At 62.0% G+C, this 15,645-nt stretch carries 11 protein-coding genes; 7 read left to right on the top strand and 4 right to left on the bottom strand.

The genetic code is table 11. From position 1 onward, the window contains the following. The first annotated feature begins 72 nt into the window (after positions 1-72). Entirely contained in the window at positions 73-1,542 is a 1,470-nt protein-coding gene (locus HX801_RS20880; RefSeq protein ID WP_177022652.1) for a PPC domain-containing protein, read from the top strand. A 54-nt stretch (positions 1,543-1,596) separates the two neighbouring features. On the opposite strand, the gene HX801_RS20875 is transcribed toward HX801_RS20880, so the two are convergent. Beyond that, positions 1,597-2,274, bottom strand: a complete 678-nt coding sequence (locus HX801_RS20875; RefSeq protein WP_177022651.1) for a sterol desaturase family protein — start codon at positions 2,272-2,274, stop codon at positions 1,597-1,599. A 174-nt stretch (positions 2,275-2,448) separates the two neighbouring features. Here HX801_RS20875 and HX801_RS20870 point away from each other — a divergent pair, with 174 nt between their 5' ends. Next, a complete protein-coding gene (locus tag HX801_RS20870; protein ID WP_003210259.1) occupies positions 2,449-3,915 on the top strand; it encodes a hypothetical protein in 1,467 nt (488 codons plus the stop codon). Here HX801_RS20870 and HX801_RS20865 read toward each other — a convergent pair whose 3' ends face one another. Further along, positions 3,916-5,358: a PLP-dependent aminotransferase family protein gene (locus tag HX801_RS20865; protein ID WP_177022666.1), complete on the bottom strand. Its 1,443-nt coding sequence runs from the start codon at positions 5,356-5,358 to the stop codon at positions 3,916-3,918. A 130-nt stretch (positions 5,359-5,488) separates the two neighbouring features. On the opposite strand from HX801_RS20865, the gene HX801_RS20860 reads away from it, so the two are divergent. The 3 genes from HX801_RS20860 to HX801_RS20850 all read left to right on the top strand — a co-directional run bounded on the left by HX801_RS20860 (position 5,489) and on the right by HX801_RS20850 (position 8,559). Continuing rightward, entirely contained in the window at positions 5,489-6,124 is a 636-nt protein-coding gene (locus HX801_RS20860; RefSeq protein WP_003210255.1) for a LysE family translocator, read from the top strand. Between the two features lie 78 nt (positions 6,125-6,202). Next, complete coding sequence (locus HX801_RS20855; RefSeq protein ID WP_023658718.1) at positions 6,203-7,261, top strand: diguanylate cyclase; 1,059 nt, start codon at positions 6,203-6,205, stop codon at positions 7,259-7,261. A 68-nt stretch (positions 7,262-7,329) separates the two neighbouring features. Next, entirely contained in the window at positions 7,330-8,559 is a 1,230-nt protein-coding gene (locus HX801_RS20850; RefSeq protein WP_177022650.1) for a M20/M25/M40 family metallo-hydrolase, read from the top strand. A gap of 150 nt (positions 8,560-8,709) precedes the next feature. Here HX801_RS20850 and HX801_RS20845 read toward each other — a convergent pair whose 3' ends face one another. Together HX801_RS20845 and HX801_RS20840 are read right to left on the bottom strand one after the other, a co-directional pair. Continuing rightward, the gene (locus tag HX801_RS20845; protein WP_177022649.1) at positions 8,710-11,781 is read right to left on the bottom strand and encodes an efflux RND transporter permease subunit; all 3,072 of its coding nucleotides are present in this window, start codon (positions 11,779-11,781) and stop codon (positions 8,710-8,712) included. Between the two features lie 2 nt (positions 11,782-11,783). Beyond that, a complete protein-coding gene (locus tag HX801_RS20840; protein WP_177022648.1) occupies positions 11,784-12,890 on the bottom strand; it encodes an efflux RND transporter periplasmic adaptor subunit in 1,107 nt (368 codons plus the stop codon). A gap of 187 nt (positions 12,891-13,077) precedes the next feature. On the opposite strand from HX801_RS20840, the gene HX801_RS20835 reads away from it, so the two are divergent. After that, the gene (locus HX801_RS20835; RefSeq protein ID WP_003210245.1) at positions 13,078-13,944 is read left to right on the top strand and encodes a pirin family protein; all 867 of its coding nucleotides are present in this window, start codon (positions 13,078-13,080) and stop codon (positions 13,942-13,944) included. A gap of 63 nt (positions 13,945-14,007) precedes the next feature. Continuing rightward, a complete protein-coding gene (locus tag HX801_RS20830) occupies positions 14,008-15,450 on the top strand; it encodes a mechanosensitive ion channel domain-containing protein (RefSeq protein ID WP_063028913.1) in 1,443 nt (480 codons plus the stop codon). Positions 15,451-15,645: the final 195 nt, after the last annotated feature.

The following is a 15,645-nucleotide window of genomic DNA, read 5'->3' as shown; positions in this document are numbered from 1 at the left end:
ACATTCCATCCCAGGTGACCGGATGTCACCGGTCACCTGAGCTTCAATTTTTTAACTATGGATGGATAAAAAATGAAATCTAAAAAAGCCTTTGTACTGGGCGCGGCCATGATGGCTGCCAGCTTCGTTTCGGCCTTTGCCCTGGCCGAGCAATACCCGTCGCAGAACAGCGTGCACCTGAGCGAAAAAAGCCTGGATGCAGCGATCAAGAGTGCCCTGAAATCCGGTGGCAAGGTGCAGGCCTCCGCGTCCTCGGCGCAGGTGCTGGATAAGCTCAAGGCTGCACAAAAAACCAAGACTGTCGGTGTGCAAAAGAAGGCTGCCAGCGTCGCGAAGCCTTCTGAAAGTGTGCAGATTTCGCCGGTGAGCCGGCTGGTAAAACCGGCCAAGGCACCTGCTGCCCAGGCCGCCTTTGTACCGCTGTGCGACAGCCTCGATATTAACGTCGGCTACAGCTATGACGGTTTGCAGAGCGGCGAATCAAAGTGCTTCCACTTTAATGTGCCCGCCAAGGCCAAGGTGCAGATCTACCTCGCGGGTCAGCAGCCGGGGACCGAAATGGCCCTGACGCTGTTCCAGGACGACGGGCAGAACAACCTGACGGCACTGATCACTTCTGATAACCCGGGCAACAGCGACGAAGTCATCAGCGGCATGCTTGAAGCCGGGGACTACTACTGGTTCCTGGAAGCCAAGGTTGCCGACGGCTCAGCCTTCGACTTCGGCGCGATCGTCAACACCGCGATTGACGCCTACGAGCCCAACGACACCCCGGAAACGGCGTTCGCCTTGCCGGACCGCTTGAATTACCTGACGGGCAATCTCGACAGCCCGGATGACGTTGACTACTTCGATTTCGCCGCCGTACGCGGGCAGGGGGTCAGCCTGTTCCTCGATGATGACGACAAGGGCGTGCGCAATCAGTGGATCTTCGAGTACTTCAACGGCAGCGCCTGGGTCAACATTCCAGGTGGCTCGACGGCGACCTTCCCGAGCCGGGCGCCGGGCTTTGTCTACAAGGCGCGCGTGCGGGCCAACCCCGCTGAGGCGTGGGACGCCAAGTCCGAGTACAAGCTGACGTTCGGTTCGAGTCCGCACCTGGCGGACTTCGATGCGAAGGGCGGAACGGTGACCCGAATCCCGGCGGGCATCGCACCTCTGGCGACCCAGGCCGGTCGTCTCATGACCTGGAGAACCGAATGGAAAGACAGCACGGGTGCCCCGTTGGAGGGGGTCACTTCACAGCTCAAGGTCGACAAGCGTTTTGTTTCGGGTCCGGACTTCAACTGGACGATATTCTCGGCTGCCACCGACAGTGCCGGCAAAACATCGGGAAGCGCAGAGTTGGGCGGTTGTGTGGGTGATTACCGTGCCCAGTACTACGACAGCAGCACGGGCGTGAAGTACCTCTGGGACACCTGGTACAACGTTGGCGGCTGGCGCATCGACCTCAAGGAATTGCCGAATGTCGGTGTCGGTGGCGATAACGTTCCCTACGTGAGCCTGGGGCATATCTGCAGCCAGGACATCATTGGCCGATAACCGGCGCATAAGAGCCCTCTGAAATGTAGACGCCCCACTTAGGTGGGGCGTTTTTTATTGGCCTTTTTTGGGTTCGCGCGCTTGTGGTTCCCAATGCAGGGTGCCGAACAGGTAGTCCATCAGCGGCAGGACGATGTTGAAGTTGCGTCCCTGCATCAGTTCGCGCCGGTGATGCAGGGCGTGCAGGTGGTGCATCTGGCGGATCCACGGCAGGCGGGCCACGGGGTGGTCGGGGGGCAGGTGTTCGCAGGCGTGGAAAAACTCGTAGAGCAGGTAGCCGAGGATCATGCAGCCGGCGAACAGGCCAGCGACGTTGGGGTTGAGGTGTTTGAGCAGCCACCAGGCGGGGAGGGTCACGGCCAGGCTGTGGAACAGGATGAGCCAGGCGGGGAACAGGATGACGCGCCAGTCTCGCGGGCTGTCGTAGGTCATGTGGGCGGGGGTGAAGAAGCTGTGGTGGTCGCCGGTGTGGCGGGCGTAGAACAGGCGGGCGAAGGTGTGTTTGTGATGGCCCAGGTGACGGTGGACGAGATAGATACACAGGTTGAAGAAAATCAGGGTGAGGGGGATGGCCAGCCATTCCAATAGCTGGATTTGCCGGGTGGTGGACCAGAACAGGCTGATGCAGAGCAGGCCGTAGCCGAAAACGAAACCAGCGTGGAGCCACGGGTTGTAGGAGGGGTGGATGCTGGCGCGGTAGGTGGAGCGGAAAGCCTCGGTGGGGTGAGTCATTGGGAGCGCTCGGTGTCGTTTTTGTTGGGGATGAGCGTAGTCGGGATTGGCGCATCTATCCTGCCGCTATAAAAATACTGTACATGCATACAGTTATGTCCTACATTCCACCCCAGGTGACCGGATGTCGCCGGTCACCTGAGCTTCAATTTTTTAACTATGGATGGATAAAAAATGAAATCGAAAAAAGCGTTCATGCTCGGAGCCGCCATCGCGGCGTCCTGCTTCGTTTCGGCCTGCGCCCTGGCCGAACAATCTCCTGCACACTTGACGCCGCAACCGTTGCAGCAAGCCGTGCAACAAGCCCTCAAGAGTGGCGGCAACGTCACGGCGCAGAAGGCGTCGGCTGCCTTCCTGGACAAAATCAAAACCTCGCAGCAGCTGAAAAAGCCGGTGCAGGCTGCCAAGGCCTTGAGCGGGGTTGTGGTCGCCGAGCCTGTACAGGCAGATAGCGCCAAGGTGGATGCCCAGGCCGTGGCGGCCCAGGCGTTCACGCCGCTGTGCCAGACCCTCGGTATCAACCAGATGTATAACCTGGACGGTGTGCAAACCGGCAACGACGTCTGCTACCACTTCAACGTGCCGCAAAAAGCACGGGCGACTGTGATGCTGGTAGGGCAGAGTGCTGCCACCAACATGTCCCTGACCCTGTTCCAGGACGACGGCCAGAACAACATCACTTCTCTCGGCACGTCGGATAACCCGGGCAATGCCAACGAGGTGTTGGCTGGCGTACTGCCACCTGGCGACTACTACTGGTTCATGCATGCCAATTCCGCTGACGGTTCGCCGTTCAGTTTCGGCGTGGATATCAACATGACGATTGACGATTTCGAGCCTAACGACAGTTTCGAAACGGCTTATCAACTGCCGGATACCCTGAACTACGTCACGGGTAACTCCGACACGGCGACCGATGAAGACTACTTCTCCTTCAAGGCCCTGCGCGGGCAGAAGGTCAGTGCCTATTTCGACGGTGTGAACGAGAGCGATCGGGGCCAGTGGATTTCCGAGTATTTTGACGGCGTCAAATGGATCCCGATCAGCCCCAAGGCGAAAATCACCTGGCCAACGCCATCGGTTAATGGCGTGGTGAACGTACGGGTGCGGCCTAACCCGGCCGCAACCTGGAAGGCTACGGCGCGCTACAAGCTGTCGCTGGGCTCCACACCCGAGGTGTTGAGCCACAGTGTGCAAGGTGACAACGTGGTGCGGATCCCGGCTTCGGCCAATGACTACGACCCGTTCATGACCACCCAGGCGGCACGTGACTTGAGCTGGGCCGTGACCTGGGCCGACAGCACCGGTAAACGCCTGCAGGGACTGACGCCGTATCTGCAACTCGACAAGCACGTCAACCGTAATACCTACCTGCCGGTGTACATCCCTTACTACGGTTCGGTAACCGGCGTGTCGGGCGCGGCATCCGGTACGGTCAACCTGGGCAACTGCGCGGGTGAGGCGACTGTCAGGTATGTGTCCTACGACTCGGGTTACAAAAATACCTGGGAGACCAACTACAACTTCGCCGTTTGGCGCCTGCGCATCGAGGAGTACCCGGATGTCGGCGTGGGTGGCGACGCTACCCCGGTCAGCATGGCTCATATCTGCAGCCAGCGCGTGATCTCCAGTGAACGGTGATCAACCCTCCGCTTGATCCGTAACCCCGGCGCCAACTCTTCGGGTTGGCGCCCCCAGCAACCCTTCAAACTGCGCATGAACCCGCCCTTCGTCGCAATGCGCCACATTAAACCGCATGAAATCCCGCAACCCCGGCTCATACCCGAACAACGCCCCCGGCGCCAACACCATCCCGCGTTTCAACCCGGCTTCAGCCAGCCGCTCACCATTTACCCCCGCCGGCAACCGCGCCCAGATAAACATCCCCCCCTCAAACCCCATCGGCAATTCACACCCACAACGCCGCAGCCACTGCTCAACCCGCCCCCCAGCCTCCAGCAGCCGCTGAACCATGCGCTTGCGATGCCGGGCATACCCACCCTCACTCAGCAGCCGATACACAATCTGTTCGAACAGCTCCGACGTTATGCCGCCGCTCATCAACTTCATATTGGTCAGATTCGCCGCCAATTGCGGCGCCGCCACCACATAACTGACCCGCGCGTTCGCCGTCAGCACCTTCGAAAACCCCGACAGGTACGTCACCTGCTCCAATCCCGCCAAAGTCGCCAGGCGCGGCGGCGGGTTAGGGTGCAAATCCCCGTAAAGATCATCCTCAACGATATGGCAGCGATACTCCCGGGCCAGTTGCAACAACCGAAATGCCTGGCTCGGGCTGAATGAATGCCCGGTGGGGTTATGCAACACGCTGGTGGTCAGGTACAGGCTGGGACGATGCTGCGCCAACAACTGCTCCAACGCGACAAAATCAAACCCGTCAGGCCGCCGGGCGATCGTCACCACCTTGACCCCATGCAACGCCAGGTTCGCGTGGAAGTTGAAATAACACGGTGCATCCAGCAGCACCGTGTCCCCGGGCCGCGCCAGCAGGCGCATGAGCATGTCCAGGCCTTGCACCGTGTTGGGCGTGGTGATGATTTGTTCCACCGGCACCGACAACCCTTCACCGTGCAGTTTCTGTTGCAGCGCCTGGCGCAACGGCAGCAGGCCCGCCGGGGTGCCCAGCCCGGCGATGCGCAGGGTAGGGGCGCGGACTGCGCTGCGCATGGCCTGGCGCAGGGCTTCGGAATCCAGCCAGTCTTCCGGCAGATGGCCGCCGCCGGGGCGCAGGTCGCCCTGGGCCATGGCCAGGGGGCGGCGCAGTACGCTGAGCAAGTCCTGGGGCAGCAAGTCGACCCAGGTGCTGGACGACGGCTGTGCCAGGCTGCTGGCGACAAAGTGCCCGCGGCCCTGGCTGGAGGTCAGGAGGTGACGCCCGCGCAGGCGATCCAGCGCTTCATTCATGGTGAATTTTCCGACGCCCAGCAAGGCTCCCAACTCACGCACCGAAGGCAGTTTGCTGCCAGCGGCCAATTCGCCTTGCTCGATCGCATGGGCCAGGGCATCGACGATCTGCTGCACCTTCGGTGCTCGGTCATGAAAGTGAATCGCAGGAATGGGCATCACACTGTCCTTAAGTTTGCCGCCAACTTCACCGGTAAAGTCTGCGCGTATATCCATAGAGTTTACCTGCCTGTGGCGGCACGTGCGCCCTAGACTGCAAGCCCTCTTTCCTGCTGTGAAATTCCACGCCATGGCCACCGCGCTGACGCTGTCTTCGTTTTTGTATTTCCTGCTGCTGTGCACCACCCTGGCCTTCAGCCCCGGGCCCATGACCTTGTTGTTGCTCAGCCTCGGCCTGAAGGACGGCCTGCGCCGTTCCCTGCCGGCGCAGTTCGGGGCGAGTGTTTCCTACCTGGTGTCGATCCTGATCTTTGCCGTGGGCTTTTCCGAGCTGATCAAGGATTACCCGCTGATCACCCGGATCATCCAGGTGGTAGGGGTAGCCTACATCCTTTACCTGGCCTACAAGCAATGGACCAGCAGCGGAGTGACCATCAAGACCAACGATGCAACCCCGGAAAATGCCCGCAGTCTGTTCGGAAAAGGTCTGCTGACCGGGTTGTCGAATCCCAAGGCGATCATTCTGTTCAGCGCGGTATTCCCGCAGTTCGCCGCCATCGGCCAGGGCAGTGCCGCCGCCGACATCGCGATCCTCGGCCTGACCTTCCTGCTGCTGCAATTTGCCAGCGGCTGCCTGTATTGCTACTTCGGCCAACGCATCAAGCACGTGCTGGAAAACCCCAAGCGCCGGGTGTTGCTGCAACGGGCCACGGCGGTGTTGCTGCTGGGGGTGGCGCTGATGCTGGCCAGGGGCTTTTCCAGCTGAAGGCTAGCTTATGAGCGGTAGTGGCGATCTGCCGGTGCCCTGATAGACTTCGGGCATTCATCCAGGATCAAGCCAGACATGCCAGCCGCAGGAGGAAACGGACTTTCGCTCGCTTCACGCTTGTACAAGTCGCGCACCCTGGGGTTGACCCTCGGGTTTGTCTGTGTGGCCGCCGCCATCTACCCGCTGGATAAATCCGCTTGGGTCTGGGGAGTGATGATCGCCAATGCCTTCATCTGGCCGCATGTGGCCTATCAATGGTCGCGGCACTCGAAAAACTCCCTCCGCTCGGAACACCGCAACCTGCTGTTCGACTCGTTTTGCGGCGGGTTCTGGGTTGGCGCCATGCAGTTCAACCCGCTGCCCAGCGTGACCACCTTGTCGATGATGACCATGAACAACGTCGCCATCGGCGGCCCGCGCTTCATGCTCGCCGGTTGGGTGGCCCAGGCGCTGGGCATCGGCGCCTCGATGCTGGTGTTCACTCCGGCGGTGACCGCCCTCACCAGTGAAGTGCAGCTCTACGCCTGCCTGCCGATCCTGATGCTGTATCCCCTGGCGCTGGGCTGGATCTGTTACCGGCAAGCGATCACCCTGGCCCGGCACAAGCGCGAGTTGCTGGCCCTGAGCCGCACCGACAGCCTGTCGGGCCTGCTCAACCACGGCGCCTGGAAAGACCACCTGGAAATCGAGTTCCAGCGCTGCCGCCGCGACCAGCAGGGCGCCGCCATCGCGCTGATCGACATCGACCACTTCAAGACCATCAACGACACCTACGGCCATGTCACCGGCGATATCGTGCTGCGTCAATTGAGCAAAGTGCTGCGCCAGAACCTGCGGGCCACTGACCTGGCCGGGCGCTACGGTGGCGACGAATTCTGCGTGATCCTGCCGGACATGCCCCTGAACCGCGCCACCGAGGTGATGGACGCCCTGCGTGATCGCTTCAACTCTCTGGCCTACGCACAGGACCCGACCTTGCGCGCCAGCCTGAGCATCGGCCTGGCGCCATACCGGCCGGCACACGCCGACGCCACCAGTTGGCTGAACGATGCCGACCAGGCCTTGTACGAGGCCAAGAGCAGCGGGCGCAACCGGGTCAGTTCGGTGCAGGGAAGTTGGTTGAGGTCGATCTGAGGATCAACAAATCGGTGTTTGTCAGGTAGGGTGGAGCGCTACCTTCCAACAAAAACAAGGATCGGTTCATGCTCTTCAACTTCCCGCGTACCTTGCTGGCGGCCACCCTGGCGCTGTCTTTCGCCATGCCGGCCTTCAGCGCCGAACCCCACAAACAGATCCAGGCCGATTCCGAGCAGTACAAGGCCGAGGCCTTGAAACTGTTGGAGCGCCTGGTGAATATCGATTCGGGCTCCGGCTACGAGCCGGGCCTGACCCAAGTGCGTGACATCGCCGTCGATGAGCTCAAGCAACTGGGTTTCAGCATCCAGCTGGTGCCGGATGTCGCCGCTCATAACAGCCATGTCATCGCCACCCTCAAGGGCACCGGCAAGGCCAGGATCCTGCTGATGGCCCACATGGACACGGTGTTCAAGGAAGGCTCGGCGGCTGCCCGGCCGTTCCACATCAAGGACGGCCGCGCCTATGGCCCGGGCGTAATGGATGACAAGGGCGGCATCGTCGCCGGCATCTACGCCTTGAAAGTCCTGAAAAACCAGGGCTTCAAGGACTACGCACAAATCACCTTCCTGCTGGACGCCAGCGAAGAAACCGGCACCGACGGCGCGTCCGAGCTGATCCGCAACACCGCCAAGGGCCACGACGTGACGCTCAACCTGGAACCGGGTCGCCCGGCCGATGGCCTGGTGGTATGGCGCAAAGGCAGCGCCACCGCCGTGGTCGAGGTCAAGGGCAAGGCCGCCCACGCCGGCGTCGCCCCGGAATTGGGGCGCAACGCGGCGATGGAAGCGGCGCACCAGATTCTGCAACTGGGCAAGCTGGGGGATGCCGAGAAGAAAACCACCATCAACTTCACCGTGATCAACTCCGGCGACCGGGTCAACGTGATCCCCGACCAGGCCACCGCCAAGGCGGATGTACGGGCGGCGTTGCCGGAAGAGTTTGACCGGATCGAGAAAGACCTGGCACGGGTCTCGGCCAACAAGCTGATCCCCGAGACTGAAGTGACCACCAGTTTGCACCGTGGCCTGCCGCCGATGCCGCAGACGCCGGAGTCGGACAAGCTGGTGGCGATTGCCCAGGGGATTTATGGCGAGTTGGGGCGCAAGCTGACCATTGAGGGCAGCGGCGGGGCGGCGGATGCGAGCTTGTCGGCTGGCGTGGGTACGCCGACCCTGGACGGGTTCGGGATTGTCGGGGGCAATATCCATACGCCGGAGGAATATGCCGAGGTGGAGAGCGTGGCGCCGCGGATTTATCTGCTGAGCCGGATGATCATGGAGCTCTCCAAGCGCTGACTTAAAAGCGCCACACCTCTAAATGTGGGAGCGGGCTTGTGTGGGAGCGGGCTTGCTCGCGAATGCGGTCTATCAGTCGACATCTGCTTATCTGGTACACCGCTTTCGCGAGCAAGCCCGCTCCCACATTGGTTTGTGGTGCTAGTTGGATCAGGTTGCAGTCACCACTTCCCGGGTCTTCTCCCGCCCCAACACCAGACTGCACAACGCCGGCAAGAACAGCAACGTCAACACTGTCCCCACCAGCACCCCGCCAATCAGCACATACGCCAGCGACGACCAGAACACCGACAGTGTCAGCGGAATAAACGCCAGCGCCGCCGCCAACGCGGTCAGGATCACCGGGCGTGCCCGGCGCACCGTGGCCTCGATGATCGCCTCGCGAATCACCATGCCCTGGTCCTGGTTCTGCCGAATCTGGTCGGTAAAGATCAGCGTATTGCGCATCAGAATCCCGCCAATCCCGATCAACCCCAATATCGCGTTGAACCCGAACGGCTGGTTGAACAGCAACAACGTCGGCACCGCTCCGATCAGCCCCAGCGGCGCGGTGGCGAACACCATGAACATCACCCCGAACGAACGCACCTGGAACATGATCACCGTCAACGTCAGCAGGATCATGATCGGGAACAGTGCCGCCAGCGCCACGTTGGCCTTGGCGCTTTCCTCCACCGGGCCGCCGATGACGATCTGATACCCGGCCGGCAGCTTGGCGATCAGGGGTTGCAGGTCCTTGTACACCGCCATTTCCACATCTGGCGGCTGGGTGCCGTCGACGATGTCGGCGCGCACTTCAACGGTCAGTGCGCGGTTGCGGCGCTTGAGGATCGGTTCTTCCATCACCGCCTGGAAATGCCCGACCTGGGCCAATGGCACCGAGACGCCGGCACTGTTGGTCAGGGTCATATTGTCGAGGTTGCCGAGGTCTTCGCGCTGGCTGCCCTGGGAGCGGGCAACCACTGAAACGGTGCGATTGCCTTCGCGCACTTCGGTGATCGGGTTGCCGCTGAGCAACGCGTTGAGCTGGGATTTCACCCCGTCGGGGGTAAAGCCCAGCAGGCGCAGGCGGTCCTGGTCGAGTACCAGGCGGTAACTGCTGGCGCGCTCGCCCCAGTCGAGGAAGCTGTCCCGCGTGAGTGTGTTGGCCGCGACCACTTGGCGCACATCTTCAGACAGGCTGCGCAGCACATTCAGGTCGGGACCGGACACGCGAAACACCACCGGGAAGGGCACCGGCGGGCCGAACACCAACTGGGTGACGCGCACCCGCGCCGATGGAAATTCGCCGGCCGCGATGCGTTCAGCCATGCGTTTTTTCAGGCTGTCCCGGGCATGGGCGTCGGCGGTCTGCACGATCAACTTGGCGAAGGCCGGGTCTGGCAGCTCAGGGTTCAGCGACAGGAAAAACCGCGGTGCACCACCGCCGACATAGGTGTCGACCATCACGGTTTGCGGCTCCTCCATCAGCGCCTTTTCCACCTGCGCTGCTACCGCCTCGGTGCTTTTGAAGGCGCTGCCCGGTGGCATGTACACCTCAAGAATCAGCTCGGAACGGTCGGAGTTGGGAAAGAACTGCTTCTTCACCACGCCCATGCCCAGGCCACACAGCACAAAGGCCGCCACCACCAACCCGGTGACCAGCCAGCGTCTGCGCACGCAAGCGTCCACCAGGCGCCGCAGTTTCTGGTAATAGCGCCCGGCGTAAATTGCATCGTGGCCGCCGACAACCGGCTCGATGTGCGGCAACAGCTTGACCCCCAGGTACGGGGTGAACACCACCGCCACCAGCCACGAGGCGATCAGCGCAAAACCGACGATCCAGAAAATATTCCCGGCATATTCCCCGGCCCCCGAGCGGGCAAAACCCACCGGCAGGAAGCCGATAATCGTCACCAGCGTGCCCGTGAGCATCGGCGCGGCGGTGGAACTCCAGGCAAACGTAGCCGCATGGATCCGGTCAAAACCCTCTTCGAGTTTGACCACCATCATCTCGATCGCAATGATCGCGTCGTCCACCAGCAGGCCCAGGGAAATGATCAACGCGCCCAGGGTCACCCGGTCGAATTCGCGGCCGGTCATCAGCATGATCACAAACACGATCGACAAGGTCAGCGGCACCGCAGCGGCCACCACCAGGCCGACCCGGAACCCCAGGGCCAGCAGGCTGATGACCATTACCACCGCGAGGGCGACGAAGAACTTCAGCATGAACTCGTTGACCGCCAGGCTGATGTTTTTCGCCTGGTCGGAGACCTTGGCGAAGTTGACCCCCAGCGGCAGGTCGCCCTGGATTTTCGCTTCCTGGGCCTTGAGGGCCTTGTCCAGTTCCAGGCCGTTCCAGTGCTTCTCCATGATCACCCCGAGCATCAGCGAGGGGTCGCCCTGATGACGGATACGGTAGCTGGGCGGGTCTTCATAACCCCGGCTGACGGTGGCCACATCGGCGATGCGCAGCAGCTTGCCGTTGGCTTCCAGCGGGACGTTTTCGATCAGCGCCAGGCTGTCGAAGGCCCCGTCGATGCGGATATAGGCGCGTGCCCCGGCGGTCTCGACAAAGCCTGAAGGCGCCACGGCATTCTGGGCGGCGAGGGCGGCGAAGATCTGCTCGGGCTTGATGCCCAAGGTGGCCAGGCGCTCATAGGAAAACTCGACGAAGATCCGCTGCGCCTGTTCGCCGAGGATATTGACCTTCTTCACTCCCGGCAGATTGAGCAGGCCCTGGCGCATGTCCTCGGCCATTTGCACCAGTTGCCGGTGGGGCAGGTGTTCGGCCTCCAGCGCGTACAGGGAAAAGTATACGTCGGAGTATTCATCGTTGAAGAACGGCCCGATCACCCCCTTGGGCAACTTCGCGGCTTCGTCGCTGAGCTTTTTGCGGGTCTGGTAGAACAGGTCCTGGATCTCGCTGGGACGGGTGGACTCCAGGTACGTCATGCGCATCGAGACGAAGCCCGGTTGGGCGATGGTTTCGACGCGGTCGTAATAGTCCAGCTCCTGCAGGCGTTTTTCCAGACGGTCGGCCACTTGCTCCTGCATCTCTTGCGCGGTGGCGCCGGGCCAGGCGGCGGTGATGGTCATGACCTTGACGGTGAACGAAGGGTCTTCGGCGCGCCCCAGTTTGCCAAAGGCAAAGACCCCGGCGGCGAGGATCGCGATGATCAGGAACAGCGTGACCGCGCGATGCTTGACCGCCAGTTCGGAGAGGTTGATCCCGCGCATTATCAGTGTTCCTGCTGACGGTTGAGGGCCAATACCTGGGCCGGCAACAGGCGTACCGCGTCACCGCTGTGCAGCAGGTGCGCGCCGAGGGCGACGACTACTTGGCCTGGGTCCACGCCACTGTCCAGCAACGCGTCCTCCTGGCCGAGGCTGGCGACGTTGACCGGGGCGAAGCTGACCTTGTCATCGGCGCCAATCACCCACACACCGGTGCCTTTGCCGGCATCCTGCAGCGCCCCGATGGGCACGCGGGTCTGTTGCGCCTGGCCGTTACCTTGCAGGCGCACGGTGATGGTCGAGCCGAGAGCGAAGCGGTCGACGGGGCCATGCAAGACATAGCGGGCCCGGTAGGTGCGGGTGGTCGGGTCGGCGCTGGCAGACAGCTCGCGCAACGTGGCGGTCACTGCTTGCTCAGGGGCGCCGAAGGGGAACGCCAGGGCTTTTTGCGAAGCCTGGTCGCGCTGGTTTTCCGGGAGGTTGACGATGGCTTCCCGGGCGCCGTCGTGGGCCAGGCGCGCCACCACTTGCCCCTCGGCGACCACTTGGCCGCGGTCCACCCGTACGTCGGTGATGATGCCGTCGCTGTCGGCCCTGAGCACCGAGTAGGTGCGGCGGTTTTCGATCTGGCTGGCGTCGGATTGCGCGGAGGCCAGTTCGGCTTCGGCCACCCGCAGATTGGTGGCGGACTGGTCGAAAATCTGCCGCGACACGGCGCCGGTATTGGCCAGGCGCTGGTAGCGGGATTCATCGTCCCGGCGTTGGCGCAGTTGCGCCTGGGCCGCACTGACGCGGTTTTTCGCCGAGCGCAGGGCCAGTTCGAAGTCGCCGATATCCAGCACCAGCAAGGTGTCGCCACGGTTGACGTGCTGGCCGGGATCAACCTTGCGCTCGATCACCTTGCCGCTGACGCGAAACCCCAGGTCACTTTCCGTGCGTGCGGCCACTACGCCGGTGTAGGCGCTTTGCTGGCTGCCCGCGGCTTCGACCTTGGCGGCCAGCACCGGGCGGGGCAGGGGCGCTTCGGCGATGGGGTCGGCCTTGTTGTTGCAGCCACTGAGTACCGCCAGCAGGGCCAGGGGGGTGAGAAGACGCAGGGGGAGAGGGTTCATGTCGGGCTCCGTGGGGCGGGGTGAGCTAAAAATTACGCTTGTAATATTTGTCGCCATATTATGGTCGAAATATAAAATAATCCAGCCCGCGAGTATTTGTTCCACTGGTGGGACGATCAGGGCCGGTTTTGCCGTCTAGCGCGGAATTGGTATCGGATTTAAGGTGTATCCATTACTGGAGACACATATGAAAAAGATCATCGGCATCTACACCAGCCCACGCGGCCATTGGGTCGGCGACGGCTTTCCGGTTCGCACGCTGTTTTCCTACGACACCATGGGCAAGCAGATCAGCCCGTTCCTGTTGCTGGATCACGCCGGTCCTGCGGCGTTCACCCCGACCGAGCAACGTCGTGGCGTGGGCCAGCATCCTCATCGCGGTTTTGAAACCGTGACCATCGTCTACAAGGGCGAAGTCGAGCACCGCGATTCCACCGGCGCCGGCGGCACCATCGGCCCGGGCGATGTGCAATGGATGACAGCCGCCAGGGGCATCATTCACGAGGAGTTTCACTCCGAGGCGTTCGCCCGCAGCGGCGGCGCCCTGGAAATGGTCCAGTTGTGGGTCAACCTGCCGGCCAGGGACAAAATGACCGATGCCGGTTACCAGACCATCCTCGATGGCGATATTCCGACGCTGCCCCTGGCCGACCACGCCGGCAGCCTGCGCTTGATCGCGGGCGAGTTCGACGGGGTCAAAGGCCCGGCTCGTACCTTCACGCCGATCGACGTGTGGGACATGCGCCTCAAAGCCGGCCGCTCTGTGACGCTGGACCTGCACGCCGGGCGCAACACCGCGCTGGTGGTGTTGCGCGGCACGGTGCGGATCAACGGCACTGAAGTGGCGCGGGAAGGGCAGTTGGCACTGTTCGAGCGCGATGGCACGCAACTGCGCCTCGAGTCCAGCGACGACGCCATGGTGCTGTTGCTCAGCGGCGAGCCGATCGACGAACCCATCGTCGGCCACGGCCCGTTCGTGATGAACACCGAGCAGGAAATCCACCAGGCGTTTGCCGACTATCAGTCCGGGCAATTCGGGCAGATGCAGCGCTAGGGCGCTATACCCTCCAAAGGCATTTCATGCGATCTTCATGGCATTCGCCCTGGAGTCGCCTGAATGCCCTCATTTATCTCCGATCACCCGATGTTCTGTGCCTTGGCGCTGGTGCTGATCGATATTGCCGTATGGCGTTTGATCTCTGCCGATTTCGCCAATTGGAAGCTGGCGGCACGCCTGGTGATCTTTGCGGTGTTCAGCGCCGTGCTGTTCAACGAAGGCATGAACCCGATGCAGGTCGCGCCGTTCGGCGACAACGTGGCGCTGCATTTGGCGGCAACGGCGTTCCAGATCGGCTGGTGGCTGTTTGCGGCGCGCACCCTCACGGTATTGCTCGGCGCGGTGATGATGCAGCGGGTCGGCCACACCGGGCGGCTGTTGCAGGATCTGGTGGGCGCGGTGATCTTCCTGATCGCGATCATCGCCGCCATGGCCTACGTGCTCGACCTGCCGGTCAAGGGCGTGCTGGCCACTTCCGGCGCGGTGGCAATCATCGTCGGCCTGGCGTTGCAAAGCACCTTGAGCGACGTGTTTTCCGGCATCGTGCTCAATACCACCAAACCCTACCAACTGGATGACTGGATCTCCATCGACGGCACCGAAGGCCGGGTTATCGACATCGACTGGCGCGCCACCCAACTGCAAACCTCCCAGGGCAGCCTGGCGGTGGTGCCCAACTCGTTGGCGGCCAAGGCCAAGATCATCAACTTCTCACGTCCCGCAGATATGTTTGGCTTGGCGGTCAGCCTGCAGGTCAGCCCCCATGCGCGGCCCCAAACCGTGCTGGATGCGCTGGAGCGGGCGATGCAGGGGTGTCGGCCGTTGTTGGCCAAGCCGGCGCCGAGTGTGGCGTTCAAGACGTCGGCCAGTGGTGGCGTGGAGTATGAGATCAGCGGGTTTGTGCCGGCCATGGCGCTTAAGCGTGAGGTGCGCAATCAGCTTTATGATTTGGCGTTTCGGCATTTGCAGGCGGCGGGGGTGAGCTTGTTGTCGGCGGCCGAGAGTAATGCGCCGGTGACGGTTTCCCGGGCTCGGGCGTTGTTGGAGAGCTCGTCTATTTTCTCGACGTTGAGGCAGGAGGAGAAGGAGACATTCAGCCAGAACATGACGCTGCAGACCTTTCGCGCCGGGGAGATGATTTTGCCGGCGGGGGAGGTGAGTGATCACCTGTTTATCATCGAGTCCGGGGTGATTTCGGTGATGCTGACCAAGGCCGGGCACAAGTTTGAAGCGGGGCGGATGGGGCCTGGGGAGGTGATTGGTGAGGCCGGGATTTTGTCGGAGCAGGGTGTGCCTGCGGACTTTTCGGCGAAGACGTTTTGTACGTTGTATAGGATTGAGAAGGAGTATCTGAAGCCTTGTCTGGATGCTCGGCATGACATCAGTGAGGCTATGAAAAGCCTGCTGGATTTCAGGTTGCATGCGGCTCAGAGTTTGACGCAGGAGGCGCCTGTGGTGCCGGTTAAGAAGGGGTTTATGCAGTGGCTGCGGAGTCGGGCCTGAAGGTGTACATATCCGTTGCTGCGGTAACGGCCACTTATGGTTCCGCTCTTACAGCGGGTCACTTTTGGCAAACGCCCGGAATGCCGGCCCAGCCAAAAGTAACCAAAAGGTCTTTGCCCCACCACTCGGTGCCTCGCCTAGGCTCGGCATGCCCGCACTCCGGCCCGGTTCCGCGGGCCGCCGCGACGGGCCATC

Source organism: Pseudomonas sp. G1002 (genome assembly GCF_013385455.1).
GTDB lineage: Bacteria > Pseudomonadota > Gammaproteobacteria > Pseudomonadales > Pseudomonadaceae > Aquipseudomonas.
The sequence above is the reverse complement of the archived record's forward strand: the minus strand, read 5'-3'. Positions and strand labels throughout refer to the sequence as shown.

What these genes read in the sequence shown, in the direction of transcription:
- HX801_RS20830 (WP_063028913.1), top strand. Translation starts at nt 14,008, where the DNA reads ATGCCCTCATTTATCTCCGATCACCCGATGTTCTGTGCCTTGGCGCTG.
- HX801_RS20860 (WP_003210255.1), top strand. Translation starts at nt 5,489, where the DNA reads ATGGCCACCGCGCTGACGCTGTCTTCGTTTTTGTATTTCCTGCTGCTG.
- HX801_RS20875 (WP_177022651.1), bottom strand. Translation starts at nt 2,274, where the DNA reads ATGACTCACCCCACCGAGGCTTTCCGCTCCACCTACCGCGCCAGCATC.
- HX801_RS20835 (WP_003210245.1), top strand. Translation starts at nt 13,078, where the DNA reads ATGAAAAAGATCATCGGCATCTACACCAGCCCACGCGGCCATTGGGTC.
- HX801_RS20880 (WP_177022652.1), top strand. Translation starts at nt 73, where the DNA reads ATGAAATCTAAAAAAGCCTTTGTACTGGGCGCGGCCATGATGGCTGCC.
- HX801_RS20845 (WP_177022649.1), bottom strand. Translation starts at nt 11,781, where the DNA reads ATGCGCGGGATCAACCTCTCCGAACTGGCGGTCAAGCATCGCGCGGTC.
- HX801_RS20855 (WP_023658718.1), top strand. Translation starts at nt 6,203, where the DNA reads ATGCCAGCCGCAGGAGGAAACGGACTTTCGCTCGCTTCACGCTTGTAC.
- HX801_RS20850 (WP_177022650.1), top strand. Translation starts at nt 7,330, where the DNA reads ATGCTCTTCAACTTCCCGCGTACCTTGCTGGCGGCCACCCTGGCGCTG.
- HX801_RS20840 (WP_177022648.1), bottom strand. Translation starts at nt 12,890, where the DNA reads ATGAACCCTCTCCCCCTGCGTCTTCTCACCCCCCTGGCCCTGCTGGCG.
- HX801_RS20870 (WP_003210259.1), top strand. Translation starts at nt 2,449, where the DNA reads ATGAAATCGAAAAAAGCGTTCATGCTCGGAGCCGCCATCGCGGCGTCC.
- HX801_RS20865 (WP_177022666.1), bottom strand. Translation starts at nt 5,358, where the DNA reads ATGCCCATTCCTGCGATTCACTTTCATGACCGAGCACCGAAGGTGCAG.